The sequence below is a fragment of the Actinopolyspora xinjiangensis genome, assembly GCF_900104475.1.
GTDB lineage: Bacteria > Actinomycetota > Actinomycetes > Mycobacteriales > Pseudonocardiaceae > Actinopolyspora > Actinopolyspora xinjiangensis.
On sequence record NZ_FNJR01000011.1, the window covers coordinates 54,289 to 79,499 of the forward strand.

Here is a 25,211-nt window from a genome sequence, read left to right on the forward strand (position 1 = left end):
CTGGGTTCAGTGGGGGAGGTGCGCCGGGGGGCGACGCCGGTCGTGCTCCGTCCGAGCAGGACCGGCGCTCCGACACCCGACCACCGCTCGTTCCCGCCGGGTCACGGCCGGGTGTAGCCGTAGATGTCGGCCGCGTACGGGTCGATGTTGTACTTGCGGCTGACGGCGTTGGAAACGTTGCCGCCGATGAGGTTCAACGTGCCGTCCGCGTTGACCGACTCGACGAGGTCCACGTGGACACTGCTCGAAACGCTCGAGGGTCCGGTGCCCCAGAACACCGCGTCACCCGGTTTGATGTCGGAGAAGCCCTGCGAGGCGGGCACGGAGTGCCCGTTGTTCAGGCCCCACATGTACCAGTTACCGGTGAACCAGTAGCTCGGTACGTCGACCCCGGCCTGCTGCCACACCCAGGTGCCGAACTTGGCACACCAGGGCTCGCACATGCCGCCGTACTTCTGGCAGTTCGAGCTGCCGTCCTCATGGTAGCCGTGCTCACCGACCGCGATCGCGACGATCCTCTCCCGTGTCGAGCCGTCGGCCGGCGGGGCCGGATCTCCCGAGCCGTAGTCGCACATCGTTCGGTCGATGCCCATCTCGCTCATGGTGTTCGGGCCGGCCATGCCGTCCACGGCCAGCCCGTGGGCGCGCTGGTAGTCCTCGACCGCGGCGCGGGTGCTCGGGCCGTAGGCACCGTCGACGGACGCTCCCGCCTCCCGCTGGATCTTCCTGACCTGCTGGCTCATGTGGTCACCGGTCACCGGGCCCGCGATCGCGTCGGTGGAGATGCAGGCGTCCCGCTGGAACTCCATGGTCGCCGAACGCGTCTGCGGCCCGACGATGCCGTCGATCCCGCTCCACGGCAGGTAGCCCATTCCCGCCAGGTTCCACTGCACCTGGTGGGTGTACGAGGAGGGATACGGCAACCCCTCGACGTCGTCGGAGCAGCCCTTCCGCCGTTCGATGCCCATCGAGCTCATGGTCCGCGGTCCGGCTATGCCGTCGTGGGTGAGGTTGTGCTCGAACTGGTAGATCGCGACGCTATGGAGCGTCGACATTCCGTAGACGCCGTCGTCGATCGTGTGGGCCGCCCGCTGCACCTCCTCGACCTTGTCCATCAGCGCGGTGGTCGTGTTGGGGCCGGCGATGCCGTCCACGGCCAGGCACTGTGCGGACTGGAACTTGGTGATGGCCCCGGAGGTCTGCGGGCCGTCGACCCCGTCCACCCCCGCCCAGGGCAGGTAGCCGAGCCCGGCGAGGTTCTGCTGGACCTCTTGGACCGACAGGCTGGGGGAGGCCGTCGACTGGCCGGGGGTGGCGACCGCGCCCGTGGTGGCCAGCAGCAGTGCCAGCAACCCGAACAGCAGGTTACGCGCACCCGCCTTCGGTAAACGTGACTTGCGCATGGATTCCTTCCCGAGGAAATCGAGTCGCCGGTCGTGCTGGAGGGGCCGCCGGGCACCGGAGGCGCACGGCGGTGGATCGGTCCGCGATCCGGGCATCGCTTACGCCCAACCCCCAGCGAGGACGCGTGTCGGAACACGGCCACGGCCGGCGAACCTGTCGGACCGGATCATCGCGGTGATTCGCCCTCGTGGCCAGGGCCGGTGGGAACCGACGGGAATTCCCGGGGCGCGGGTTCCGGGCGCGAGAGGGTGGTGAATCCGGTAATGGGGGCCGTATTCCCACTTCCTGAGTTGTCCACTATGGATAAATCAGTGCGTCCCGAACGACACGGGGCCGGGAATTCCCGGACACGCGTCGAGGAACACAACCGTCCCGGGGGGACACGCCGTTTAGAGTCGATCCGACCGCGGTGACCGTCGAACGGTTCGCCGCACCGCGTCGAGTCAGGGGGACGCGCCACAGCCACGAGAGGACCGGGACATGGCACGACAGGAAGATCGGAACTCCGAGACCGGGGGCGTCGACGAGCTCGTGACCCAGTTGCGAAGACTGCGGGCCCGCAGCGGGCTGACGCTGACGGCGTTGGGGGAACGGACGAATTACAGCAAGTCCTCGTGGGGGCGTTACCTCAGCGGCAGGACGCTGCCGCCGTACCAGGCGGTGCTGGCCTTCTGCCGGGTCGTCGAAGCCGACCAGGAGCGCGTGCTGGCGCTGTGGGAAGCCGCCCACCGAGAACGCGCACGACGGGCGAGTCACTGTAGTGAGCGATCGGAGGAGGATGCCGACGGGGACGCGGTGTCCGAATCGGAGCGCGTTCCGGTGGCGGGGGAGTCATCGGTCGGGGCGACCGGGCGAGACGGCCGGGTCCGCGTGCCGCTCGGGGTGGTGCTCGGCAGCGCGCTCCTCGGCCTGGGGTTGGGCTGCCTGCTCGGTGCCCGGGTGGTCCGCTCCCACGTTTGAGGGGTCGGCGGTTCGGCACCGGGAAGGAGCGCGACGGGGAGTTCGGGGACGACCCGTCAGGAGCGGTCCTTGCGGCGGTAGGCCACCCCGGCGGCCACTCCGGCGGCCAACGCGCTCGCCCCCAGCACGGAGTGCGCGCCGATGCGCGCGGCCTTGCGGCCGGTCCTGAAGTCGCGGATCTCCCAGCCGCGTGCGCGTGCCGTCTCGCGCAGCCGCTGGTCCGGGTTGACGGCCACGGCTGTTCCCACCGCCGAGAGCATCGGCACGTCGTTGGCGGAGTCCGAGTAGGCGGTGCAGCGCCGCAGGTCCAGTCCTTCGCTGGCGGCGAGCGCGCGTACCGCCTGTGCTTTCGCGCGGCCGTGCAGCATCTCCCCGACGAGCTTGCCGGTGTAGACGCCCTGCGAGTGTTCGGCGACGGTGCCCAACGCGCCGGTCAGTCCGAGCCTGCGCGCCATGATCTGCGCCAGCTCCACCGGGGTGGCGGTCACCAGCCACACCCGCTGCCCCGCGTCGAGGTGCATCTGCGCCAGTGCTCGGGTGCCCGCCCAGATCCGGTCGGCCATGAGCTCGTCGTAGATCTCCTCGCTCAGCCCCACGAGGTCGGAGACGTCGCGTCCCGCGACGAACGAGAGTGCCTGCTCCCGGCTGGCCTGCAGATCCGTGGAGTTCTCCGCGCCCCCGATGCGAAACTTGATCTGTTGCCAGGCGAACCCGGCCAGATCCGCCGCCCGGACGAACTTCCGGGCCGCCAGCCCCCTGGCGAAGTGGAACAGCGACGCCCCCATCATCATCGTGTTGTCCACGTCGAAGAACGCGGCCGCGGTGAGGTCTCGCGATGCCGCCGTGTTCCCGTCGTCCGAAGGGGTGGTGACAGCCGCCTCCGCCGAGGCGCGTCCCGCGACCTCGGCGCTGTCCGGGGCGTCCTCCGGCGTCGGCTGCCGCGGTTCGGACACGTTGTCGTGCTGGTCCCCGTCGTTGGTTTCCTCGGCTGAGCCTGGCCGTGTCGGCACCGCCGCGCCTCCCGGTCTCCTCCGGAGTCGTCCGTTCGTTGCTGGCCCGCGAGCGGTGGGGGTTTCCGCCGTCGCTCCTACCGCCAGCATTCCTAGCTTAGAGGTATTGTCCGTTTTCGGTGTTGACCCAGTCGGGGCGGCGTCGTTCCACCGGTGGGAGTGATTTCGAGCCCGTGGCCTGGTGCTTCCGGTGTGCTGCGGTTCCCGGGGCCGTCGGGGTGGGGCGCTGGTGGCGGGGTGTCGCCCGTTCGGGCGTGGTGTGTTCGCGAGGCCCGTGTCACCCGGGGCGGGTCAGCGCGGGTCGTCGGGCAGCAGCTGGGCGAGTCTGCGGATCGCCCGGTGCTGCAGCGCCTTGACCGCTCCCTCGTTGCGGTTCATCAGCGTCGCGGTCTCGGTCACCGACAGGCCGAGCAGGAAGCGCAGCCGGATGCACTCACGCTGGTCCGGGTTGAGTCTGCGGACGCAGTCCATCAGTTCGTCGTACGCCGCCTCGGCCAGCACGTGCTGTTCCGGCCCCGGGGGGTGTTGCGCCGTGCCGCCGTCGCTCTCGCCGGGGTCGGCCAGCGGGATCTCCAGTTTGTTGCGGCTGGACTTGATGTGGTCGAGCAGGAGGTTCTTGGCGATGGTGATGAACCAGGCGGCTACGTCCCTTCCCTGGTAGCTCACCGAGGCGATGCGCCGTAACGCGCGCGCGAAGGTCTCGCTGGTGATGTCCTCGGCCAGGCAGTGGTCGCTGACCCGCAGCAGCACGTAGCGGTAGACCAGGTGCGCGTACTGGTCGTAGAGTCTGCCGAACGCCTGGTTGTCGCCGTCCTGGGCGGCGCGTACGTGGTTCCAGCCGTCCGGTTCCGCGCGTTCGGCGGGTGCCGGGACGCGGGAGGGGGTGTCGGTGGGTTCCCTCGGTTCGTCCGTCGGGGTGTTTTCCCGGGGCACCACTGCCTCCTCCGCCAGTGGGGCGGGTGGCTGTTGGGGAGCCTGCTGACGGGCGGGTGGGCGTCGCAGCGTCCGCTGGTGTTGCACCGTGGCCTGAAGCATTCTCTGGTCCCTGGAGTCTTCGGTGTGATCGTGCGAGCCTCGTCGGGAATCGGTTGTCAGGATCGGCAGCATACGTCTTGTTACTGCCGGGTAGGTAGTGTGTTCGGGGTTCGAATTGGTGCCGATTTCCCGGCGACCCTCGCTGCCCTCGGTTTCTCGGGCCGGATTTCGGTGATTTCGCCCACCGGCGACCGCCCGGTTGGGGTGGGCGGGAGCGGTCGTCGGGGACAATCGCCCCCTGCGGGCGAGCGCCCGTGTGAAGCGTTGAGACGAGGTGGTGCGGGGTGCCCGGTAACGCCGGTCACGAGGTGACGTTGCTCGTTCGGCAGGACTGTCCGGCCTGTGACACCGCTGCCGCCGACATCGACGAGGTGTGCTCAGAGCTGGGGGTGCCCTGGAGCGCTTCCGACGTCGACTCCGATCCCGAGCTCCGGGCGGAGTACGGCGACCGCGTTCCGGTGATCCTCGTCGACGGTGTCGAACACGGATTCTGGAAGGTGGAACCGGGGCGGCTGCGGGCCGCCCTGACCCGTTGAGCGGGGTCGCGCGAGGCGTTCGGAGCGGCTCTCGCGTGTCCGTTTCGTGTTCGTCGCGGCCCGCAGACCACTCGTTTTGGCACCTCGGGGGGCAGTCGGGGAGGATGTCTCAGTACCTGTTCCACAGCTCGGTCCGGTGGCGTCGAGCCGCCCGCCGAGTCGGAGCCCGATTCGTCGCCGAACGTGACGGCTGCCCGTCCGTGTGTGTTCGGTCATTCGAGGGGTCACCCGACTCGGTGAGAGGGTTCGGTCGGGCCGAGTTCGTTCGATCCGGGAATCCGGTTCCGGGACAGGTGTCCACTCGTGGACCGTCCGGGGTCGTCGGTTCGGTGGGTCGGCTGGACGCGGTCGGGCCGGTTCCCGGTCGGGTGCTCGGGTGGGTGTGGGGCTCGTTACTACGGGGCCCGCGAACTTTGTGCACGTGTTCACAAATAGCTACGGTGGGCGGTGTCGTGTTGCCGGACTCGTTCCGCGGAATCTCCGCACGCGATTACTGGTGGCGTTGGCACGCGCCCCCGGGTGTCACTTCTTCGTGGTCGGTGTTGTGGCCAACCGGCCGTCACGTTGCCGAACGGGGCGGCCGCCGGTTCGCGCTTGCCCCGGCCACCGACGGACGCAACAGCAGGCAGGTCGAGGGAGAGCCAGCGTGACGGCGCACGGAGACGACGTGCGAGACGGCGACGCGCACGCCGGGACCGCGGCGGATCCGCAGTCGTCGGACGGGGTCAGCATCCCCGAGCCGCAGGACCGCGCCAGAGCGATCCCGGAAGCGGCGGTGGCGCGACTCGCGGTGTACCTGCGTGTGCTCTCCGGTCTCGACGAACGCGAGGTGCACACCGTTTCCAGCGAGGAGCTCGCCGTCGCCGCCGGTGTGAACTCGGCGAAGCTCCGCAAGGATCTTTCCTACATAGGTTCCTACGGCACCAGGGGTGTCGGCTACGAGGTGGCCGTGCTCATCGGGCAGATCGAACGCACCCTGGGATTGACCCAGCAGAACCGGGTCGCGGTGATCGGCATCGGCAACCTCGGTCACGCGCTGGCCAACTACGGTGGCTTCCCCAGCCGGGGTTTTCCCGTCACCGCGCTGTTCGACCTCGACCCGGACCTGATGGGAGTGCCCGTCGGGGGCATCCCGGTCGACCACATCGACGACATCCCCAGGGTGTGCGCCGAACGTGACGTGACCATCGGTGCCATAGCCACCCCCGCCAAGGGGGCCCAGGAGGTCTGCGACCGCTTGGTCCGGGCCGGAGTGCGGTGCATCCTGAACTTCGCGCCCGTGGTTCTGCAGGTCCCCGAGGAGGTCGAGGTGCGCAAGGTCGATCTCGCGGTGGAGATGCAGATCCTCTCCTTCCACGTGGCCCGGCGGAGTCAGGAGGCACCCGAGTCGACCGACTCCGAGGACACGGGAGCCGGAGCGCCGCAGTCGGAAAATCGTGATGTGAATACCGGGGACAACCCGGTGGACGGGATGGTGGTTCGGCCGTGAATCTGCTCACCGTCGGTCTGTCTCACAACAGTTCCCCGGTACGGATGCTCGAACGCATGGCCGTCGGCGCGGACGACGTCGGCAAGCTGCTGCACGAGCTGCTTCGCAGTGAGCACATCTGCGAGGCGATGCTGGTGGCCACGTGCAACCGCGTCGAGGTCTACGTGGTGGCCGAAACCTTCCACGGCGGTCTCGACGACGTGACGTCGGTGCTGTCCAGGCACGGCGGTGTCGAGTTCACCGAACTGGCCGACCACCTGTACGTGCACTACGCCGGAGCCGTCGTCGAGCACCTGTTCTCGGTCGCCGCGGGCCTGGACTCGATGGTCGTCGGTGAGGCGCAGATCCTGGGGCAGCTGCGGCAGGCCTACAGCGACGCCGACGAGGCGGAGACGGTCGGCAAGACCCTGCACGAGCTGGCGCAGCAGGCGCTGCGCGTCGGCAAGCGGGTGCACTCCGAGACCGATATCGACGCCGCCGGTGCCTCGGTGGTCTCCGAGGCGCTGTCCGACGCGGAGGAGGTGCTGACGAGCCTTTCGGGCCGTTCCGCCCTGCTGGTCGGTGCGGGTTCGATGGGCGCGTTGGCCGCTTCGCAGCTCAGGCGGCTCGGGGTCGCCGAGGTGGTGATCGCCAACCGCACCCCGGCCAACGGTGACCGACTGGCCGAGTCGCTGCGCGCGGAGGGGCTGTCGGCTGACACGGTCGCGCTCTCCGAGCTCAGTGGGGCCATCCGCGACGCCGACCTGGTGGTCACCTGCACCGGGGCCGTGGGGTCCGTGGTCGACGCGGACACCGTGTCGCGGGCCCTGCGGGACAGGTCCTCGGACGCTCCCCTGCTGTGCTGCGACCTCGGGCTGCCGCGCGACATCGACCCGGAGGTGGCCGAGCTGCCGGGCGTCACCGTGGTCGACCTGGAGTCGCTGCAGCGCAGGCTGGCCGACCAGCACGGTGGCGGAGCCAGGCGGGACGCGGGCGACATCATCGCCGAGGAGGTCCGGAGCTATCTGGCCGCGCAGCGTTCCGCCGAGGTGACTCCCACCGTGACCGCGCTGCGCAAGCGCGCGGCGGAAGTCGTGGACTCCGAACTGCTCCGGCTGGACTCCCGGCTGCCCGAGCTCGACACGGACGTCCGGGAGGAGCTGGCGCGCACCGTCCGCCGCGTGGTGGACAAGCTGCTGCACGCTCCGACCGTCCGGGTCAAGCAACTGGCGTCGGCCCCCGGCGGGTCCGGTTACGCCGACGCCCTTCGTGAGCTATTCGAACTCGATCCGCAGACCGCCGCGGCCATCGGCACTCCGCAGGCCGTCGAGGACGCCGAGGGCGTCACCTCCGGTGGGAGCACCTCGGTCTCGCGGGCCCAGCCCCCGAAGGCCGCCGTGGTCTCGCGTGATCGTTCCGAACAGGACGGTGAGGACCGTTGACCAACACGCTCCGGATCGGCACCAGGGGCAGCGCTCTGGCGATGGCACAGAGCTCCAGGGTCGCCGAGGAGTTGGAACGCGCCGGTTACACGACCGAACTGGTCCGGATCGCCACTTCCGGCGACCAGTCGCAGGCACCGATCAACGAGATCGGTGTCGGTGTTTTCACCTCCGCGCTCCGCGAGGCGCTCGCGGCGGGGGAGGTCGATGTGGCGGTGCACTCCTTCAAGGATCTGCCCACCGCGCCCGATCCCCGGCTGTCGCTGGCCGCCGTCCCCCCGAGGGAGGATCCGAGGGACGCGTTGGTGGCCAGGGACGATCTGACGTTGGGGGAACTGCCTCCGGGCTCCGTTGTGGGGACCGGTTCGCCGCGCCGCGCGAGCCAGCTGCGAGCCCTCGGACTGGGGCTGGAGACGCGCGGTATTCGTGGCAATGTGGACACCCGGATGCGCAAGGTGGCCGACGGTGAGCTGGACGCCGTCGTGCTGGCCCGCGCGGGCCTGGCCAGGGTGGGCCGGCTTGAGGTGATCACTGAATCGCTCGATCCACTGCAGATGCTGCCCGCACCCGCTCAGGGCGCGCTGGCGGTGGAGTGCCGCGTCGATGACGTGGACACCGAGCACTTGCTGCAGTCCGTGTTGGACGATGAGGCCAGCCGCGTCGCGGTGGCCGCCGAGCGCGCCATGCTGGCAGCGCTCGAAGCCGGTTGCAGTGCGCCCGTCGGCGCACTGGCCGGAGTGGTGGAGGACCTCGACGAGGACGGCCGTGTGATCGACCGGCTGTCCATGCGCGGGGTGGTGGCGACCGACGACAACCAGTTGGTTCGCGCATCCGCCACGGGTGAGACGACCGCCGCTGAGCAGTTGGGCAGGGACATCGCCGCCCAGCTGCTCGAAGCCAGGGCCGCTTCGCTCAGCGGCCCCGGCAGTAGTTGATGGGGAGTGCCCTGATGACCCGAGCACGCAATACCCCCGGACGAGTGGCTTTCGTGGGCTCCGGTCCCGGTGATTCGGGCCTGCTCACCGTCCGGGCCAGGCAGTTGCTTACACACGCTTCGCTCGTCGTGACCGATCCGGACGTGCCCGCCGAGGTCTCCGGACTCGCCGACGACGCGGCCGAGGTGCGTCCGGCCGTCGGTGATCCCGCCGACGTGGCGGGCAACCTGGCCGGCGAGGCCCAGACCGGTCGCCCCGTGGTGCGACTGGTCGCCGGTGACCCGTTCACCGCCGACGCGGTGGTGCGGGAGGTCCAGGAGATCGCCAAGACCGACGTCTCCTTCGAGGTGGTTCCCGGCGTGTCCTCGGGCACGGCGGTCCCCGCCTACGCGGGTGTGGCGCTCGGCTCCGCCCACGCGGAGGTGGACGTGCGCGGCGAGGTGGACTGGGCCGCGCTGGCTTCCACCAACGGCCCGATCGTGCTGCACGCCTCCGGCAGTCACCTCGCGGAGGCCGCCTCGGCGCTGGCCGAGCACGGCGTGAGCCCGCAGACCCCGGTGGCCGTGACGGCCTCCGGCACCACGGTCTCCGAACGCACCATCGACACCACGCTGGCCTCGTTGCCCGGCGACGCGGGCGAGCTACAGGGGCAGCTGGTGGTCACCATCGGCACGGCGGCGGGCAACCGCGCCGCGCTGTCCTGGTGGGAGACCAGGGCACTGTACGGCTGGAAGGTCCTCGTGCCGCGCACCAAGGACCAGGCCGGGGCCATGAGTGACCGGTTGTGGTCCCACGGTGCCGTCGCCCACGAGGTGCCCACCATCTCGGTGGAGCCGCCACGCAGCCCCGCCCAGATGGAGCGGGCCGTCAAGGGACTGGTGGACGGCCGCTACCAGTGGGTCGTGTTCACCTCCGCCAACGCGGTGCGCGCGGTGTGGGAGAAGTTCCACGAGTTCGGCCTCGACGCCCGCGCCTTCTCCGGTGTCAAGATCGCCTGCGTCGGTGAGGCCACCGCGGAGAAGGTGCGCTCCTTCGGGATCAACCCGGAGCTGCTGCCATCCGGGGACCAGTCCAGCGAGGGCCTGCTGCAGGACTTCCCGCCGCACGACGAGGTGCTCGACCCGGTGGCCAGGGTGCTGCTGCCGCGTGCGGACATCGCGACCGAGACGCTGTCGGCCGGGCTGACCGAACGCGGCTGGGAGGTCGACGACGTCACGGCCTACCGCACCGTCCGCGCCGCGCCGCCGCCGGCCGAGACCCGCGAGATGATCAAGACCGGTGGCTTCGACGCGGTGTGCTTCACCTCCTCCTCGACCGTCCGGAACCTGGTCGGCATCGCGGGCAAGCCGCACGCCAGGACGCTCGTGGCCTGCATCGGGCCCAAGACCGCCGAGACGGCCAAGGAGTTCGGCCTCCGCGTGGACGTGCGGCCCGATCTGGCGCAGGTCCCGTCGCTGGTCGACTCGCTGGCCGAGCACGCCGCGAAGCTGCGTGCGGAGGGGGCGTTGCCGCCGCCGAAGAAGGCCAAGCGCACCCGCCGTTCTTGATTCGTGTTCGTTTGTCGGGTTGCTTGCGTGGTTACTCGGCGGAACCTCCGGCACGGCTCTCGCTGCGGGAGGCCCGACATCGGGTAGTTACTACACAACGTCGGGCCTTCCTCGCGAGAGCCGCACCGGAGAACCCGCGGCGGTGCCGACCGCGAGGGTGGTCGGGGCTCGGCTTGCGGGAGTGTTCGGGTTTCGGCCTGCCGTGTCGAGGAGTGAGTACGGCAGGCGGTCCGAGCCCGCGAGAGGTTCCGCCACGGAACTACCTTCGACAACCGGATCACCCCTCTTTTCCCCGCGAGGTGTTCGAGAGATGTATCCATCGGTCCGTCCGCGCCGACTGCGCCGCAACGCCGCGCTGCGGCGACTGGTCTCCGAGACCGAGGTGCGGCCGCGCCACCTGGTGCTGCCGATGTTCGTCCGGGAGGGCGCGGACGAGCCGGTGGAGATCCCCTCCATGCCCGGTGTCATGCACCACACCAGGGACTCGCTGCGTGCCGCCGCCGTGGACGCGGTTCGAGCGGGCGTCGGCGGGCTGATGCTGTTCGGCGTCCCCAGCGAGCGGGACCCCTCCGGCTCGGCGGCGGCCGATCCGGACGGCATCCTCAACGTGGCGCTGCGCGACGTGGCCTCCGAGGTCGGCGACGACACCGTGATCATGGCCGACACCTGCCTGGACGAGTTCACCGATCACGGCCACTGCGGTGTGCTCGACGAGCACGGCGGGGTGGACAACGATCGCACGCTGCGCCTCTACGGCGAGATGGCGCTGGCGCAGGCCGAGGCGGGGGCGCACGTGCTCGGCCCCAGCGGGATGATGGACGGCCAGGTCGGCGCCATCCGGGAGACGCTGGACGCGGCGGGCTTCCACGACACCTCGCTGCTGGCCTACTCCGCCAAGTACGCCTCGGCGTTCTACGGGCCGTTCCGCGACGCCGTGGACTCCCAGCTGTCCGGGGACCGCAAGACCTACCAGCAGGATCCGGCCAACGGCAGAGAGGGCATCCGGGAAGTGGGGCAGGACCTCGCGGAGGGAGCGGACATGGTGATGGTCAAACCCGCCATGTCCTACACCGACCTCCTCAGGCGAACCGCCGAGGTCTCCGAGGTCCCGGTGGCGGCCTACCAGGTGTCCGGGGAGTACTCGATGATCGAGGCCGCCGTCGAGCGCGGCTGGCTGGATCGGCGGCGGACGGTGCTGGAGACGCTGACCTCGATACGCCGGGCCGGGGCCGACATCGTGCTGACCTACTGGGCGGCGCGGGCGGCTCGCTGGCTTCGGGAGGAGTCCGGAGAGGACGCCTCGTGACCGGCCCGCGCGCTCCGCTCGACGCCCCGGGTGGCCGTCTCCCGGACCGCTCTCCCGAGCCGCCGTACTCGGTGTGGCTGGCCAGGTGGCTCTGGATCGGCGCGGCCGTGGTGGGGCTGGCGCGTTCGCTGCTCCAGCTGTCCGACCGCAGGATGCTCGTCGAGGAGCTGCGGCGGGTCGATCCCGGGCTCTCGCAGCACGAGGTCGATGCCGCGACCAACAGCGGGATCATGGTCGCGCTGCTGTTCATGGTCGGGATGGCACTGCTCTACGTGTTCTTCGGCAACCGGATGGCGCGGGGAGCCAACTGGGCGCGGGTGCTGGTGATGGTGCTGTGCGGGCTGTTCGTGTGCGGCGTTCTGCTGTCGTTGCTGACGCTCGGGTTGGCCGCGCGGGTGTTGCCCGAGGCGGCGATGCCGAGCGTGGCTGTCGGGCCGCTCGGTGTGTTGTTGAGCACGGTGATCGCGGGGCTCGATGTGGCCGTGTTCGTGCTGCTGTTGCGCGGTGAGTCCAGGCGATTCTTCGCCGAGGCGGGGGCGCGGCGTCGCGGTTGAGCCGGGTTCGGACGGGCTCGTGCCCGCCCGCCGGAATTGGACATCGCCACGGCGGGTTTCTACGGTTTCCGCGTGACTTCCCCACAGAACCCCTGGGAGCAGGACCCCTCACGACAGGAGAACTCCCCGCAGCAACCCGGCTACCCGCCCGACCCGCAGTCGGGTGGGTTCCAGCGACCCGATCCGCACTCCGGCGGATTCCAGCAGTCCGGCTACGGCCCGCCCTCCTACCCGCAGCAGGGCTATCCGCAGGGGCATCCGGGCGATCCCTCGCAGGGCGGCCACCCCGATCCCTACGCCGCGCCGCCGATCTCGGCGCAGGAGGTGGAGGGCCCGCCGCGGCCGAACACGATCGACATCGCCTTCTGGATCGCCGTCGTGATTCCCGTACTGTTCACGGTGCTCTCGGCGGTATCGCTGCTGTTGCAGCGCAGCTACATCGAGTGGGTGATGGAGCAGATCTCCGACAGGGCTACGGTCGTCAGCGAGGACCTGCTGCGGTTCGGCATGATGTTCGGTTTCGTGTTCGGACTGATCATCTCGGTGGTGTTCACCGTGCTCTGGGTCCTCTTCGCGTTCAAGATGCGCGCGGGGCGCAACTGGGCCAGGATCACGCTGACCGTCTTCGCGGGTCTCTGGCTGTTCGGATCTCTCGGCAACATAGTCACTGCCGCGAGCTACCGGACGGTGCGACTCCCCAGCGGGGAAAGCCTGACCTTTGAGGTCTCCACGGCGCAGTTGGCTACCAGCTATGCGCAGTACATCCTCACGCTGCTGGCGATGATCGCCTTCATCGTGCTGGTCTACCTCAAGCGGTCCAACGCGTTCTTCCGGGCGGCGCGGCGATGAGCGCGTTCCGTTCTCGCCGGGATCGAGGCGGGCACCGGTGACCGACACCCCGGAGGCGCCCACGGGAGTGCCGCGGACGTTGCGGGCGGGACTGGGGCTCTGGGTGGCGCTCGGCGTTTTCCTGCTCGTCCGCGCGGCGATCTCGTGGGCCGACCTCGGCGCGATGCGCGGCAGGCTCGTCGAGGCCAGTGGGCTGCTCCCGGATGAGGCGGAGCGGCTGGCCCGCGACCTCCTCGTGGCCAACACCCTCCTGGCGGTCGTGCTGGCCGCGGGCTACGCGGGACTGGGCTGGCTGGTGCTGCGTCGGCGCTCCTGGGCCCGGATCGCCGTCAGCGCGCTGGCGGTGGCGCACGTGCTGCTGTTGCTGCTGTCCGGGGCGTGGAGCGCCTCCAACCTGATCGTGCTGGTGCTGGCCGCGCTCGCGTGGGCGTGCTTCTGGCGCCGGGAGACCTCGGAATGGTTGGCCGGCGACCGGTGACCGGATCTCCGCGAGTCCGCTACGCCGAGCGGGGGTCGAGCTGGTGGCCGCTGCTCTGGGGGCCGTCGTTCGCCCTGCTGGGTCTCGTGGTGGAGCTGAGCACGCCGGGGCCGCTGCACCTGCCGCAGTGGCTGGTGCTGGCGGTCCTGTTGGCCGTCATGGCCGTGCCGTGGGTCCGGGCGCGCAGGCGGTTCCGCTCGGTTCGGCTGACCACCTCGGAGTTGACGCTGGGAGGGGAGTCGGTGCCGCTCGGGCTCCTCGCGCTGCCCGAGCAGCCGCCTTCGACGGACGCGGCCCGGGTGCTCGGGGGAGGCGGCACGGTCCCCAGGGGGATGGCCGAGGTTCCGCTGCTGCTGCACCACACCGACGAATCCGGCACCGACGCCGGGGAGGCCACCCCGGCCGGAGCGGGAACCGTGGTGCTGGCCTGGGCCGCCGATCCGGAACGGCTGCGCGCCGAGCTGGTGGCACTGCTGCGTTCGGAGTAGTTCACGGCATGCGATCCTGGCCGGGTGCACGATTCCCGATCCGAGGAGACCGATTCCGGGGCGCGGTCACGTCGGCTGCACCAGCCGTGGCGGCTGGCCGTGGCGGGCGCCGAGGTGCTGGTCGCCGCGCTGCTGATCGCGCTGGCCTTTCCCGCCTGGGAGAACTCGGTGGTCCGCATCGAACTGCCGGAGGCCGCCGGTGGCGCGGTCGTCTCCCGGATGCTGGGCAGCTGGGTGACGCTTTCGGTGCTCGCCGTCACGCTCGGCGGGCTGCTGCTGATCGACGCCTCGCGCCAGTTGGTGCTGGGGGTTCGGGCGGGCCGGTCGGGCGGCCGTTCCCGGGGTGACTCCGGGGCTACCACTTCGGAGGCCACCTCCGGTTCGCAGTGATCCGGCGGTGATCCCCGGCGCGGCCGTGCCGGAAAGGTGAGCGCGCGAGCCCCGGCACGGGTGCAAGATTCGCCACCCCCGGTGGGGAGGCATGGCCCGGTGGCATCCGTGGCCTGGCAAACTGGGCGACGTGACTGCCGATACTCCCGCCAACGCGACGACAGCAGCATCCGATCCGGCGCCCCGCTCCCGGCAGCTCTTCGAACGGGCGGAGGCGGTGACGCCCGGCGGGGTCAACTCCCCGGTGCGCGCCTTTCACTCGGTCGGCGGCACGCCGCGGTTCATGGTGCGCGGCGAGGGCGCGTATCTGTGGGACGCCGACGGCAACCGCTACGTGGACCTCGTCTCCTCCTGGGGACCGATGATCAACGGTCACGCGCACCCCGACGTGGTCGGCGCGGTGCGCGAGGCGGCCCTGGAGGGGCTCTCGTTCGGCACTCCCGCCACCGGTGAGATCGAGCTGGCGCGGGAGATCATCGACCGGGTGGACCCGGTCGAGCACGTGCGGCTGGTCAACTCCGGCACCGAGGCCACGATGACCTCCATCCGGCTGGCCCGCGCCTTCACCGGCCGCCCCAAGGTCCTCAAGTTCACCGGCTGCTACCACGGTCACGTCGACTCGCTGCTGGCGGGAGCGGGTTCGGGTGTGGCGACCCTGGGGCTTCCCGGCACTCCCGGTGTGACGGAGGCCCAGGCGGCCGACACCATCGTGGTGCCCTACAACGACCTGGACGCGGTGCGTCAGGCCTTCGCCGAGTACGGCGACCGGATCGCCTGCGTCATCACCGAGGCCGCCGCGGGCAACATGGGCGCGGTGCCGCCGCGCGAGGGCTTCAACGCCGCGCTGCGCGAGATCACCCGCGAGGCCGGGGCGCTGCTGGTGATGGACGAGGTCATGACCGGTTTCCGGGTCTCGCGCGCGGGTTGGTACGGCGTGGACGGCGTCGCCGGTGACCTCTACACCTTCGGCAAGGTGATGTCGGGCGGGCTTCCCGCGGCCGCCTTCGGTGGCCGGGCCGACGTGATGGATCTGCTCGCGCCGCGCGGCCCCGTCTACCAGGCGGGGACGCTCGCGGGTAATCCGGTGGCGGTGGCGGCCGGGCTGGCCAACCTGCGCGCCGCGGACTCCGAGGTCTACGCCGCGCTGGACCGCAACGCCGAGCGCCTGGGCGAGCTGCTGGGCCAGGCGCTGCGGGCGGAGGAGGTGCCTCACCAGCTCTCCTTCGCGGGCAACATGCTCAGCGTCTTCTTCACCGAGACGCCGGTGCACGACTTCGCGGGGGCCCAGGCCCAGCAGACCTGGCGCTTCCCGGCGTTCTTCCACGAGCTGCTGCGGCGCGGCGTCTACCCGCCGCCGAGCGCGTTCGAGTGCTGGTTCGTCAACGCGGCCATGGACGACACCGCTTTCGAGGTGATCGCGGAGGCGCTGCCGCACGCGGCGGCGGCAGCGGCGGCCGCCGAGCCGGAGGGGGCGAAGTGAGCGGCAGAACGACCGTGGTCCACTTCGTGCGGCACGGTGAGGTGCACAACCCGGAGGGCATTCTGTACGGCCGGCTGCCCGGTTACCGGTTGTCCGAGGAGGGGCAGCGGCAGGCCAAGATCGTCGCCGGTTTCCTGGCCGACCGCGACATCCGCGTGGTGCACGCCTCCCCGATGCAGCGGGCGGCGGAGACCGCGAGCCCGCTGGCCGAGCGGCACGGGCTGGACATCGACACCGACGAGCGGTTGATCGAGGCGGCGAACCGCTTCGAGGGTTGCCGGGTGTCGGTGGGCGACGGCGCGTTGCGTTCTCCCCGGCACTGGCCGAAGCTCTGGAACCCGGTTCGGCCCTCCTGGGGCGAGCCGTACCTCGGTATCGCGCACCGGATGCTCGCCGCGGCGCACCGCGCCCGGAGCGCCGCCGAGTCCGGGGAGGCGGTCTGCGTCTCCCACCAGCTGCCCATCTGGATTCTGCGCCGGTTCATCGAGGGCAGGGCGCTCTGGCACGACCCGCGCAGGCGGCAGTGCTCGTTGGCCTCGGTGACCAGCCTGGTCTTCCGGGACGAGAAGTTCGAACGTCTGGCCTACGCCGAACCCGTGGGCGAGACCGACGCGAGAGCGAGCGGCGCATGAGACCGAACCGTCGTTGGGGCCGTCCGGACAGGCGCGCGGGTGCCTTGCTGCTCACCGCGCTGTTCGCGCTGCTGTCCGGCTGTGCGGGCAGCGGCGACGCGGTCTCCGACAACGGCGAGTTCACCTTCGTGTCCCCCGGCGGCAAGACGCGGCTGTTCTACTCGCCCGGCGAGCGCGGTCGCGTCACGGGGTTGAAGGGCGAGTCCCTGGCCGACGGCGACGACACCATCAGGTTGTCCGACTTCAGCGAGGAGGTCGTCGTGCTCAACGTGTGGGGCTCGTGGTGCCCGCCCTGCCGTTCCGAGGCCGACGACCTGCAGGCGGTGCAGGACGAGCTCGGCGACGATGGCGTGCAGGTGCTCGGCATCAACGTGCGCGACAACCGCGACGCCGCCCAGGACTTCGTGCACAACCTGGACGTCGGCTACCCCTCGATCTTCGATCCCGCCGGACGCTCGCTGCTGGCGCTGGACGGCTTCCCGCGCAGCACCACCCCCGCCACGGTGGTGCTGGACCGCGAGCACCGTGTGGCCGCGATCTACCTGAGCGAGATCACGAAGGAAGGGCTGCTGCCGAAGGTCCGCGAGGTGGCCGACGAGACGTCCGGCTCGGACGGTTCCGGCGAGCAGGGTTCCGGTGAGCAGGGGGCCCGCGAGCAGGGTTCCGGGCAGTAGCTTCCGGCCCGTGCGCTCGCGGTTCGCGGCGCGCGGCACTTCGCCGGTCCCGACCGTCGTGCCCGTCCCGGCCGAGCCCACCGATCTCGGCGGATCCCGGACGGCGCGCCCCGAGCTTCGCCGCGGTCGCCGCGGTGTGATCCGGATCTCGATGTGCTCGTGCCCGCTTCGCGGGGGAGCCGTACGGCCTCGCGGCTGTTGGTTCCCCGCCGGGTCGTCGGCCGCCCGAAGGGGCAGCCGGACTATGTGTCGCAGCACGCTGCGGTGCGGTTTTTGTCCGTTTTGTCCCGGACGATGGTGTCGGTTTCCCGAGGTGTGCGGGGAACGGGACGTCCCGGCTGTGGTTCCGGTCACCAGGGCCGCTGTCCGCGCCCCGCGCGGGCTTACCTACCCTCGGGTTCGTGGATCCGACCGAGCTAGTCCAGACCGGCCCGCTGCTCGCGGCGGTCGGATTCGCCGTTCTCGCCGGGACGGTCAGTTTCGCCTCCCCCTGCGTGGTTCCCCTGGTGCCCGGTTACCTCGCCTATCTGGCCGGGTTGGTCGGCGCCGAGGCCCCGGCGGTGGACGCCGGGGAGGCGGCCGCCGGGCGCCGGAGGGGGCGCTGGCGGGTCGCGGGCGCGGCGCTGCTGTTCATGCTCGGCTTCACCGTCGTGTTCGTGGTCGCCACGGTGAGCGTTCTCGGGCTCTCCGACGCGCTGGCCCTCAACGAGCCGGTGCTGCGGCGGCTCGGTGGTGTGGTCACCGTGCTGATGGGGCTGGTCTTCCTCGGCGTGTTCCCCGCGCTGCAACGTGACGTGCGTGTCCGGCGGGTGCCGCGCGGCGGGGTGTGGGGCGCTCCCGCGCTCGGTGCCGTGTTCGGCCTCGGCTGGACCCCCTGCCTGAGCCCCACCCTCACCGGAGTCGTCTCGCTCGCCTACAGCACCCAGTGGCAGGGCGGCGCCGCGCTGCGCGGTGTCGTGCTGGTGGTGGTCTACTGCCTCGGCCTCGGTATCCCGTTCGTGGTGCTGGCGCTCGGGGCGCGGTGGGCGGTACGCGGCACCGGCTGGCTGCGCAGGCACTCCCGCAAGATCCAGTGGGTCGGTGGGGTGCTGCTCATAGTGGTGGGGCTGCTGCTGGTCACCGGCCTGTGGGGAAGCATGATCGCGTCGTTGCGCGCCCCGATCAACGGATTCGAGTTGCCCATCTGATGAACACTTCGGTCTTCCGGCGAGCCCTGGCCTTCCTGCGCAACACCTGGCGCGGGCTCACCTCGATGCGCACCGCCCTGGTGCTGCTGTTCCTGCTGGCGCTCGCCGCGCTGCCCGGTGCGCTGCTGCCCCAGTGGTCGCTCAACCGCCGGAACGTCGAGACGTTCTACGACAACCACCCGACCTGGGCGAAGGTCCTCGACTCCATCGGCGCGTTCAACGTGTTCAGCTCGGTGTGGTTCGCCGCGATCTACGTGCTGCTGTTCGTCTCGCTGATCGGGTGCCTGGTCCCGCGCAGTGCGGAGTACCTGCGACAGCTGCGCGCGCGCCCGGTGCGTACGCCGCGCAACCTCGCCAGGATGCCGCACCACGCCGAGGGCACCGTCCCGCTCCCGGCCGACGAGATGGCGGCCGTGGCGCGCCGCAGGCTGCGCCGCTGGCGTGTGTCCGAGAACACCGAAGAGGACGGCACCCGCACCCTCAGCGCCGAACGCGGCTACCTGCGGGAGGCGGGCAACCTGGTGTTCCATTTCGCGTTGGTGGGGCTGTTGATCACCGTCGGCGGTGATCAGCTCATGCGCTACGAGGGCCAGAAGATCGTGAAGGTCGGCGACGAGGGGTTCTGCAACTCGGGGACCTTCAACTACGACTCCTTCGACGCGGGGCTGACGGTGGACGGCACGAACCTGAGCCCGTTCTGCCTGCGGCTCAACGACTTCGACGTGCGCTACCTGCACACCGGTCAGCCGGAGCGCTTCCACGCCGACATCGAGTACCAGGCGGGCGAGTCGCTGGAAAACGACAACTGGAAGTCCCACGACCTGCGGGTCAACAATCCGCTACGGGTCGCCGGTGACCGCGTCTACCTGACCGGCAACGGCTACACCCCGGTGTTCACCGTCACCTTCCCCGACGGCACCCAGCGGACCAAGCGGACGCAGTGGCAGCCGGTCGACACGACCACGATGCTCTCGCAGGGCGCCACCAAGTTCGACCGTCCCGGCATGTCGAACGAACAGCGCAGGCACGACAACCAGCTGGCGATCACCGGCCTGTTCGCCCCGACGGCCAGTCTCGACGGCAAGGTGCTCAGCTCGCGCTTCCCCGCGCTGAACGACCCGATGGTGGCCGTGGACGTCCTCAAGGGCAAGCTCGGGCTCGCGGGCGGCAGGGGGCAGTCGATCTTCAGTGTGGATCAGTCCCTCATCGATTCCGGGGAGTTGAACCGGGTCGCCCGCGAGAACCTGGCGGTCGGCGAGACGATCCGGCTCGACGACGGCACCACCGTCCGGTTCGACGGGGTGGAGCGCTGGGCGAACCTGCAGGTCTCGCACAATCCGTTCCAGCGCTACGTGCTGGTGTTCGCGGTCGCGGTGGTCATCGGGCTCGGCGCTTCGCTGAGCATCAAGCGCCGCCGGATCTGGCTGCGGATCAGGCCGTCGCCGGAGGGCCCCGGCGACGACGCGGCGGAGACCACCTCCCGCGACGAGGGCACCGCCGGTGCCTCGGTCGAGATCGGCGGGCTCGCGCGTACCGACCAGGCCGGGTACGGCGAGGAGTTCACCAGGCTGGCCGATGAGCTGCTCGCGAGCGGGGCGGAATCCTCCGCGCGGGGCTCGTCGGAGACCAACTCCCTCGGAAGGAGCAGTTGATGGTCAACCAGGCACTGTCCAATTTGAGCGACATGGCGTTCGCGACCTCGGTCGTGGTCTACATCTTCGCCATGCTGCTCTACTTCGCCGAGTTCGCCTCCGGCAAGGCGACCGAGACCGCCGAGCGGGGCGCGGCCGAACCGGCGAGGGCGACCGTCGGCGTGGGCGGCGTCGCCACCCAGGAGCCGCCTGCGCGGCCCACTGTCGGACGCCTGGAGCCCGAGCCGCGCAAGCCCTGGTCGGAGCGCTTCGGCGGCATGGCCGTGGCCGTGACCGTGCTCGGCGTGCTCGTGCACGCCTTCTCCCTGGTCACGCGCGGTATGGCCGTGGGGCGCGTGCCCTGGGGCAACATGTACGAGTTCGGCTCGGCGATCTGCCTGGTCGCGGTGATCGCCTGGCTGGTGGTGCTCTACCGGCAGTCCCGCTCGATCCGCAAGCCCACCACCGCGCCCAAACTGCGCGGGCTGGGCGGCTTCGTGCTGCTGCCCGCCACGTTGCTGCTGTTCCTTTCCGGCACCGCCCTCTACGCCACCGCTTCGCAGCTGCAGCCCGCGCTGCGCTCCTACTGGATCTGGATCCACGTCTCCGCCGCCATCGTCTCCACCGGTGTGCTGATGTTCGCCGGTGTGGCCAGCGTGCTGTTCCTGGTCCGGCTGCGGAGCGAGAACGACCCGGCCAGGCCCGGCGGCATCGGCAGTCGGCTGCCCAGCAGCCAGGTGCTCGACCGGTTCGCCTACCGCGCGACCGTGCTGATCATGCCGGTGTGGACCTTCGCGATCATCGCGGGCGCCATGTGGGCCGAGGCCGCCTGGGGCCGTTTCTGGGGTTGGGACCCCAAGGAGACCTGCTCGCTGATCGCCTGGATCGTCTACGCGGCCTACCTGCACGCCCGGGCCACCTCGGGATGGCGGGGGACCCGCGCCGCCTGGATCAACATCCTCGGCCTGGCGGTGATGATCTTCAACCTGTTCTTCATCAACATCGTGATCTCCGGGTTGCACTCCTACGCCGGTCTGTGATCGCGGCGCGGGAGCGCGAGGGCCGGGTTTCCCGGCCGTCGTTCGTGACCCGGTGCTCGCGTGGACGCGAGTGTTGTCCGTAAGATCACGGCTGTGGTAGTGGCCCGATAGGCCGGGCGGGCCCGCGGGGAAGCGGCGCGGGCCGGATTCCCCGCGTGGCCACCCGCCGTGAACCGGGAGAGCTCTCGTCATTACCGTGCACACGGGCCGGGTGGGTCTCGATTCGTTCTTGGAGGATTCGAACGGTGACCGGAAGAAGCGACGAGCCGGACGCCCGACAGGACTCGGGAGGGTTTCCCACCGGAGGAGGAGCGGACCCGAACGCGGAGTCGAGCGAGGGCTCGTCCCCGACGGGGTACGTGGCACCCGACCAGGCCGCCGGTGCCCCGGCGACGGGCGGTCATCCCGAACAGGCGCGGCAGTACCCCGCCTACGGCCAGCAGTACCCGCAGTCCGGGCCGAACCCGGTGGTCAACCCTCAGGGGAATCCGGCCGCTTCCGGCCCCAGGCCGGTTCCCGGCGGGGACCCCAACCAGGCGCAGTCCGGTCCCTACCGCATGCCGCCGGGGACTCCCTCGGGGCCGTACCCCGCGCCGGGCAGCGGTTCCGGACCGTACCCCGCACCGCCGGGCCAGCCCTATCCGCCGCAGGGGGGTCCGGCCGGCCAGCCCCAGCAACCCCAGCCCGGCCAGCAACCGCCGCAGCCACAGGGCGTTCCGGGGTGGCAGCAGCAGGTCCCGCCCGGGCAGCAGGACCCCGCCCAGGACCTCTCCTCGGCGCAGTTGCTGCGGCAGTCCAAGCGCCCGCCGCAGTCGGGCTGGCGGCGTGTCCTCTACCTGGCCAGCGGGAAGACCATCAACCCCGGCGAGAGTCCCGCCGACGTGCACCGCCGCGAGCTGATAGCACGGATCAACCAGCCGCTCTACGGCTGCTACAAGATCGCCATGCTGAGCCTCAAGGGCGGGGTCGGCAAGACCACGACCACCGCCACGCTCGGCTCCACGTTCTCCTCGCTGCGCGGTGACCGGGTGGTCGCGGTGGACGCGAACCCGGATCGGGGGACGCTGAGCCAGAAGATCCCGCTGGAGACCACGGCCACCGTGCGGCACCTGCTGCGGGACGCGCAGCGCATCCGCAAGTACAGCGACGTGCGCTCCTACACCTCGCAGGGCCCGAGCAGGCTGGAGATCCTGGCCAGCGAGCAGGACCCGGCGGTCTCCGAGGCGTTCAGCGAGAGCGACTACCGCACCACCGTCGATCTGCTGGAGCACTTCTACAACGTGCTGCTCACCGACTGCGGCACCGGGCTGATGCACTCCGCGATGAAGGGTGTGCTCGACGTGGCCGACTCGCTGGTGATCGTCTCGCCCGGCTCCATCGACGGCGCGCGCAGCGCTTCGGCCACACTGGACTGGCTGGACGCCCACGGTTACGGCGAGCTGGTCTCGCGCTCGGTGGCGGTCATCAACTCGGTGCGGCCGGGATCGGGCAAGGTGGATGTCGACAAGCTGGCGGCGCACTTCGCGTCCCGCTGCCGTTCGGTGTCCAAGATCCCGTTCGATCCGCACCTGGAGGAGGGGGCCGAGGTCGATCTGGACCAGCTGGCCACTCCGACCAGGCTGGCGTTGCTGGAGCTGGCCGCCACGGTGGCCGATGACTTTCCCTACGCCGCGGGTAGGCAGCAGTCCGGCTGACGAGAAGTTTACTTCGCAGGCTGCCCAAGGACTAGCTTGGCGGAACCTCTGGCACGGCTCTCGCCGCGGGGCCGGGGACATCGAGTAGGTACACGCCACGTCTCCGGCGTCCTCGCGAGAGCCGCACCAGAGAACCCGCGGCGGTGCCGGTGGCGAGGGTGGTGGGAGCTCGGCCCGCGAGAGTGCTCGGAGTTCGACACTGCGGGCGTGGCTGGGGCTTGGCACCGCGCGAATCCGCTTGGTCGCGTTCGCGTGGGGTGCCGACCGCGAGGGTGCTCGGCGGTTCGGCCGGTGAGAGTGGCTGGGATCCGTTACCGGCCTCGTTGTCCCGTGCCCGCTCGTCCGGCGATTTGGTGAGGAATCGACGTCGCGCGGGGCACACACCGCCCCAGCGGAACGGCGATTTCGTGGGAGATCGGCGCTCCCGGCGGCCGGAACCCGACCACGGGTACCGGCCCGGGGGCCTTCAGTTCTCGTCGCGGGGTTTGCGTTGCTGTTCGGAGATCCTGCGGAGGAATTCGGGGTCGTCGTCCGGGGCGGGGCGTTCGGGCGGCTCGGTACCCTTGCCGGATATACCGCCAGTGGGGCCGAATCCCTGCCAGAGCAGCACGACGAGCGTCACGGCGCCGATCGCCGCCAGGATGTAGACCATCGTGGTCACCTCCGTTGTTCCGCCGGGTAGCGGATCCGTCCGGGAGCGTTGTCGTCCCGTGGTTCGTTGCCGCATGCCGGATCGCCGGCCGCGGCGCGGGGATTTGTCCGATCCGTGTGGCGTGCGAAGTTCAATGATAACCGGTCGGGAAAGCCGGGCACGGCATCGATGATCCCGCGATGTGGTGACGGATGTCGCGTGGTCCGGTGAGAAACGCCTCGTCCGGCGGGTCGTCCCGCCGGGAACGCGGGTGACGGAGTGGCCCGTCTCGGTGCCCTCGTGGCGGCGGTTCCGTTTCGGGGTCGGCGCCGGGGCGGACGGTGGGAGGTCTCGGCCGGGGCCGAGCCGGGTGCACTGCCGGGCGGCAGGGTACGTGACGTCGAGGTCCTCGTGCCCTGCCACACAGCAAGGCGCCGGCTCGGCCGGGCCGTCTTCCCCGACTCCGGGGGAGTCGGGCGGGTGCCCGTCTCAGTGGGCGGTGCCGATTCCGTTGGTCATCTCCGCGTCGTTGGTCAGCTCGGCCAGCATCGTGCGGACCTCGGACTCGCGGAAGCGGCGGTGCCCGCCCGGGGTGCGGATCGAACCGATCCGGCCCGCGGTGGCCCATCGGGTCACGGTTTTCGGGTCAACCCGGAACATAGCGGCGACCTCGCCTGGCGTGAGCAGATGGTCCTGGCCGTTCTGCGGGATCTGTTGGGTCGACGCTGTCACTGTGACCTCCACGGTCGAAGGATGGTATCCGGGCATTCCGGTCGCATCCTGGCACTGATGAGGCCGGGTACTCGAACCGTTGGGTCCAGGTAAAGGGAAAGTAAGGGACGAAAGGTGCGGTTCGGGCGGAGCGACGGCTCCCCGAGTCGTCCTATACCCTGGTTGACGTGCGACAACAGCAGCAGGAAACGCCCGGGGGCTCGGAGGAACCGCGCTCCGGGGCGACTACGGAGCGGGGCGAAGCACCGCGTGGTGGCGCGCTCGCGCTCGACATCGCGCTCTACACCGTCGCCAGGTTCGGCATGCTCGCCGTGCTGGCGGGTGTGTTGGTGCTCTTTCGGGTTCCGTTGCTGGTGGCGCTGGCCGTCGCGGTGGTGGTGGCCATGCCGCTTTCCCTGGTGGTTTTCTCCCGACTGCGCCGCAGGGTGGCGGCGGGGATGGCCGAGCGCGCCGCCGAGCGCTCGGAACGTAAAGAGCAGTTGCGGGCGCAGCTGCGCGGCGAGGCCGACGAGGTCGAGCCCGACCCGCCGGTGGGCGAGGAGGAGCCCGACCCCGAGGCCAGGAGTGACTGATCTCACCTGGGTTTTTCGGTTTCGTGCGCCGGGTTCCCGGTCTCCGGGCGGGGCGCGAGTGATCCGCCCGGTGGGTTCGCGAGCGGCGCGCTGTCCTCGCGCCGGCGGTTCTTCCGGCGCTCCTCCGGCTCTTTCAGCGATTGCTCGCGGTCTTTCCCGCTGTCGTCGTGGTCGTCATCGTCGTCCTCGGAGATTCCCGCTTTCCGCGCGGATATTCCCGTGGTGTCCGTCCCTGTCGCGCCTTCCCGGTTCCTGCTGGGGTTTTGTATCGGCCCCGTCCGATCGACCAGCCGGATGACGGTCAGCGCGGACTGCGCGGTGAAGCTCGTCTCGGCCTTCTCGCTGCCGCCGGCGAGCTCACGCGTGTCGAATCCGGCCCGGTAGGAGAGCGTGTAGCGCACTCCTCTGTTGGTGGGGATCTCCCGCTGGAGGTAGCCCTGGTTCTCCCAGCCGTCGAGGTCCAAGACCTTCGCGTCCTCGGACGCTGCCGGCGGCGTCAGGTCCGGGTGCTCGAACTCCGGGTGCACCGTGACGGG

At 70.5% G+C, this 25,211-nt stretch carries 26 protein-coding genes; 20 read left to right on the forward strand and 6 right to left on the reverse strand.

The features are described 5' to 3' along the window. Positions 1-101 precede the first annotated feature (101 nt). On the reverse strand, positions 102-1,403 hold the full coding sequence (locus BLQ75_RS16660) for a peptidoglycan-binding domain-containing protein (protein ID WP_170837539.1): 1,302 nt from the start codon (positions 1,401-1,403) through the stop codon (positions 102-104). A 481-nt stretch (positions 1,404-1,884) separates the two neighbouring features. Here BLQ75_RS16660 and BLQ75_RS23105 point away from each other — a divergent pair, with 481 nt between their 5' ends. Then, entirely contained in the window at positions 1,885-2,364 is a 480-nt protein-coding gene (locus BLQ75_RS23105; RefSeq protein WP_139183008.1) for a helix-turn-helix domain-containing protein, read from the forward strand. Between the two features lie 56 nt (positions 2,365-2,420). Here BLQ75_RS23105 and BLQ75_RS16670 read toward each other — a convergent pair whose 3' ends face one another. Both BLQ75_RS16670 and BLQ75_RS16675 read right to left on the reverse strand, forming a co-directional pair. After that, positions 2,421-3,317, reverse strand: coding sequence for an HAD family hydrolase (locus BLQ75_RS16670; RefSeq protein ID WP_092603683.1), 897 nt, complete (start codon positions 3,315-3,317; stop codon positions 2,421-2,423). A gap of 348 nt (positions 3,318-3,665) precedes the next feature. Continuing rightward, the gene (locus tag BLQ75_RS16675; RefSeq protein WP_092603685.1) at positions 3,666-4,409 is read right to left on the reverse strand and encodes a sigma-70 family RNA polymerase sigma factor; all 744 of its coding nucleotides are present in this window, start codon (positions 4,407-4,409) and stop codon (positions 3,666-3,668) included. Positions 4,410-4,693: 284 nt separating this feature from the next. Here BLQ75_RS16675 and BLQ75_RS16680 point away from each other — a divergent pair, with 284 nt between their 5' ends. From BLQ75_RS16680 to BLQ75_RS16765, 18 genes are all read left to right on the forward strand, one after another. Further along, a complete protein-coding gene (locus BLQ75_RS16680; protein WP_092603415.1) occupies positions 4,694-4,945 on the forward strand; it encodes a glutaredoxin family protein in 252 nt (83 codons plus the stop codon). A gap of 646 nt (positions 4,946-5,591) precedes the next feature. Next, complete coding sequence (locus BLQ75_RS16685; RefSeq protein ID WP_092603417.1) at positions 5,592-6,434, forward strand: redox-sensing transcriptional repressor Rex; 843 nt, start codon at positions 5,592-5,594, stop codon at positions 6,432-6,434. After that, complete coding sequence (locus BLQ75_RS16690; protein ID WP_092603419.1) at positions 6,431-7,855, forward strand: glutamyl-tRNA reductase; 1,425 nt, start codon at positions 6,431-6,433, stop codon at positions 7,853-7,855. Before BLQ75_RS16685 ends, BLQ75_RS16690 begins: the two co-directional genes overlap by 4 nt. After that, positions 7,852-8,790 carry a hydroxymethylbilane synthase gene (gene hemC, locus BLQ75_RS16695; protein ID WP_092603421.1) on the forward strand — a complete coding sequence of 313 codons (939 nt, stop codon included), beginning with the start codon at positions 7,852-7,854 and terminating at the stop codon, positions 8,788-8,790. Before BLQ75_RS16690 ends, hemC begins: the two co-directional genes overlap by 4 nt. Positions 8,791-8,804: 14 nt before the next feature. After that, the gene (locus BLQ75_RS16700; protein ID WP_043570130.1) at positions 8,805-10,337 is read left to right on the forward strand and encodes a bifunctional uroporphyrinogen-III C-methyltransferase/uroporphyrinogen-III synthase; all 1,533 of its coding nucleotides are present in this window, start codon (positions 8,805-8,807) and stop codon (positions 10,335-10,337) included. A 310-nt stretch (positions 10,338-10,647) separates the two neighbouring features. Then, entirely contained in the window at positions 10,648-11,643 is a 996-nt protein-coding gene (gene hemB / locus BLQ75_RS16705) for a porphobilinogen synthase (protein ID WP_092603423.1), read from the forward strand. Continuing rightward, complete coding sequence (locus tag BLQ75_RS16710) at positions 11,640-12,197, forward strand: hypothetical protein (protein WP_244515644.1); 558 nt, start codon at positions 11,640-11,642, stop codon at positions 12,195-12,197. Before hemB ends, BLQ75_RS16710 begins: the two co-directional genes overlap by 4 nt. 72 nt (positions 12,198-12,269) lie before the next feature. Further along, complete coding sequence (locus BLQ75_RS16715) at positions 12,270-13,046, forward strand: proline-rich domain-containing protein (RefSeq protein ID WP_139183010.1); 777 nt, start codon at positions 12,270-12,272, stop codon at positions 13,044-13,046. 37 nt (positions 13,047-13,083) lie between these two features. Beyond that, positions 13,084-13,524 carry a hypothetical protein gene (locus BLQ75_RS16720; RefSeq protein WP_092603427.1) on the forward strand — a complete coding sequence of 147 codons (441 nt, stop codon included), beginning with the start codon at positions 13,084-13,086 and terminating at the stop codon, positions 13,522-13,524. Then, positions 13,503-14,012, forward strand: a complete 510-nt coding sequence (locus tag BLQ75_RS16725; protein WP_092603429.1) for a hypothetical protein — start codon at positions 13,503-13,505, stop codon at positions 14,010-14,012. Before BLQ75_RS16720 ends, BLQ75_RS16725 begins: the two co-directional genes overlap by 22 nt. Before the next feature lie 24 nt (positions 14,013-14,036). Next, positions 14,037-14,402, forward strand: coding sequence for a hypothetical protein (locus BLQ75_RS16730; protein WP_092603431.1), 366 nt, complete (start codon positions 14,037-14,039; stop codon positions 14,400-14,402). A gap of 130 nt (positions 14,403-14,532) precedes the next feature. Beyond that, entirely contained in the window at positions 14,533-15,882 is a 1,350-nt protein-coding gene (gene hemL / locus BLQ75_RS16735) for a glutamate-1-semialdehyde 2,1-aminomutase (protein WP_211481423.1), read from the forward strand. Beyond that, positions 15,879-16,514: a histidine phosphatase family protein gene (locus tag BLQ75_RS16740; RefSeq protein ID WP_092603435.1), complete on the forward strand. Its 636-nt coding sequence runs from the start codon at positions 15,879-15,881 to the stop codon at positions 16,512-16,514. The genes hemL and BLQ75_RS16740 overlap by 4 nt, the downstream gene beginning before the upstream one ends. Next, positions 16,511-17,188 carry a TlpA disulfide reductase family protein gene (locus tag BLQ75_RS16745; protein WP_092603437.1) on the forward strand — a complete coding sequence of 226 codons (678 nt, stop codon included), beginning with the start codon at positions 16,511-16,513 and terminating at the stop codon, positions 17,186-17,188. The genes BLQ75_RS16740 and BLQ75_RS16745 overlap by 4 nt, the downstream gene beginning before the upstream one ends. Positions 17,189-17,589: 401 nt before the next feature. Then, complete coding sequence (locus tag BLQ75_RS16750) at positions 17,590-18,375, forward strand: cytochrome c biogenesis CcdA family protein (RefSeq protein ID WP_092603439.1); 786 nt, start codon at positions 17,590-17,592, stop codon at positions 18,373-18,375. Next, the gene (gene resB / locus BLQ75_RS16755) at positions 18,375-20,027 is read left to right on the forward strand and encodes a cytochrome c biogenesis protein ResB (protein ID WP_092603441.1); all 1,653 of its coding nucleotides are present in this window, start codon (positions 18,375-18,377) and stop codon (positions 20,025-20,027) included. The genes BLQ75_RS16750 and resB overlap by 1 nt, the downstream gene beginning before the upstream one ends. Next, positions 20,024-21,046: a c-type cytochrome biogenesis protein CcsB gene (gene ccsB / locus BLQ75_RS16760; protein ID WP_092603443.1), complete on the forward strand. Its 1,023-nt coding sequence runs from the start codon at positions 20,024-20,026 to the stop codon at positions 21,044-21,046. Before resB ends, ccsB begins: the two co-directional genes overlap by 4 nt. A 245-nt stretch (positions 21,047-21,291) precedes the next feature. Then, positions 21,292-22,740: a MinD/ParA family ATP-binding protein gene (locus BLQ75_RS16765; RefSeq protein ID WP_092603445.1), complete on the forward strand. Its 1,449-nt coding sequence runs from the start codon at positions 21,292-21,294 to the stop codon at positions 22,738-22,740. A 466-nt stretch (positions 22,741-23,206) separates the two neighbouring features. On the opposite strand, the gene BLQ75_RS16770 is transcribed toward BLQ75_RS16765, so the two are convergent. Beyond that, on the reverse strand, positions 23,207-23,392 hold the full coding sequence (locus BLQ75_RS16770; protein WP_092603689.1) for a hypothetical protein: 186 nt from the start codon (positions 23,390-23,392) through the stop codon (positions 23,207-23,209). A 468-nt stretch (positions 23,393-23,860) separates the two neighbouring features. Continuing rightward, entirely contained in the window at positions 23,861-24,103 is a 243-nt protein-coding gene (locus BLQ75_RS16775; protein WP_092603691.1) for a BldC family transcriptional regulator, read from the reverse strand. A gap of 167 nt (positions 24,104-24,270) precedes the next feature. On the opposite strand from BLQ75_RS16775, the gene BLQ75_RS16780 reads away from it, so the two are divergent. Beyond that, a complete protein-coding gene (locus tag BLQ75_RS16780; protein ID WP_211481424.1) occupies positions 24,271-24,675 on the forward strand; it encodes a DUF4229 domain-containing protein in 405 nt (134 codons plus the stop codon). 2 nt (positions 24,676-24,677) lie between these two features. On the opposite strand, the gene BLQ75_RS16785 is transcribed toward BLQ75_RS16780, so the two are convergent. Beyond that, a complete protein-coding gene (locus BLQ75_RS16785) occupies positions 24,678-25,202 on the reverse strand; it encodes a hypothetical protein (protein ID WP_092603447.1) in 525 nt (174 codons plus the stop codon). Positions 25,203-25,211 lie beyond the last annotated feature (9 nt).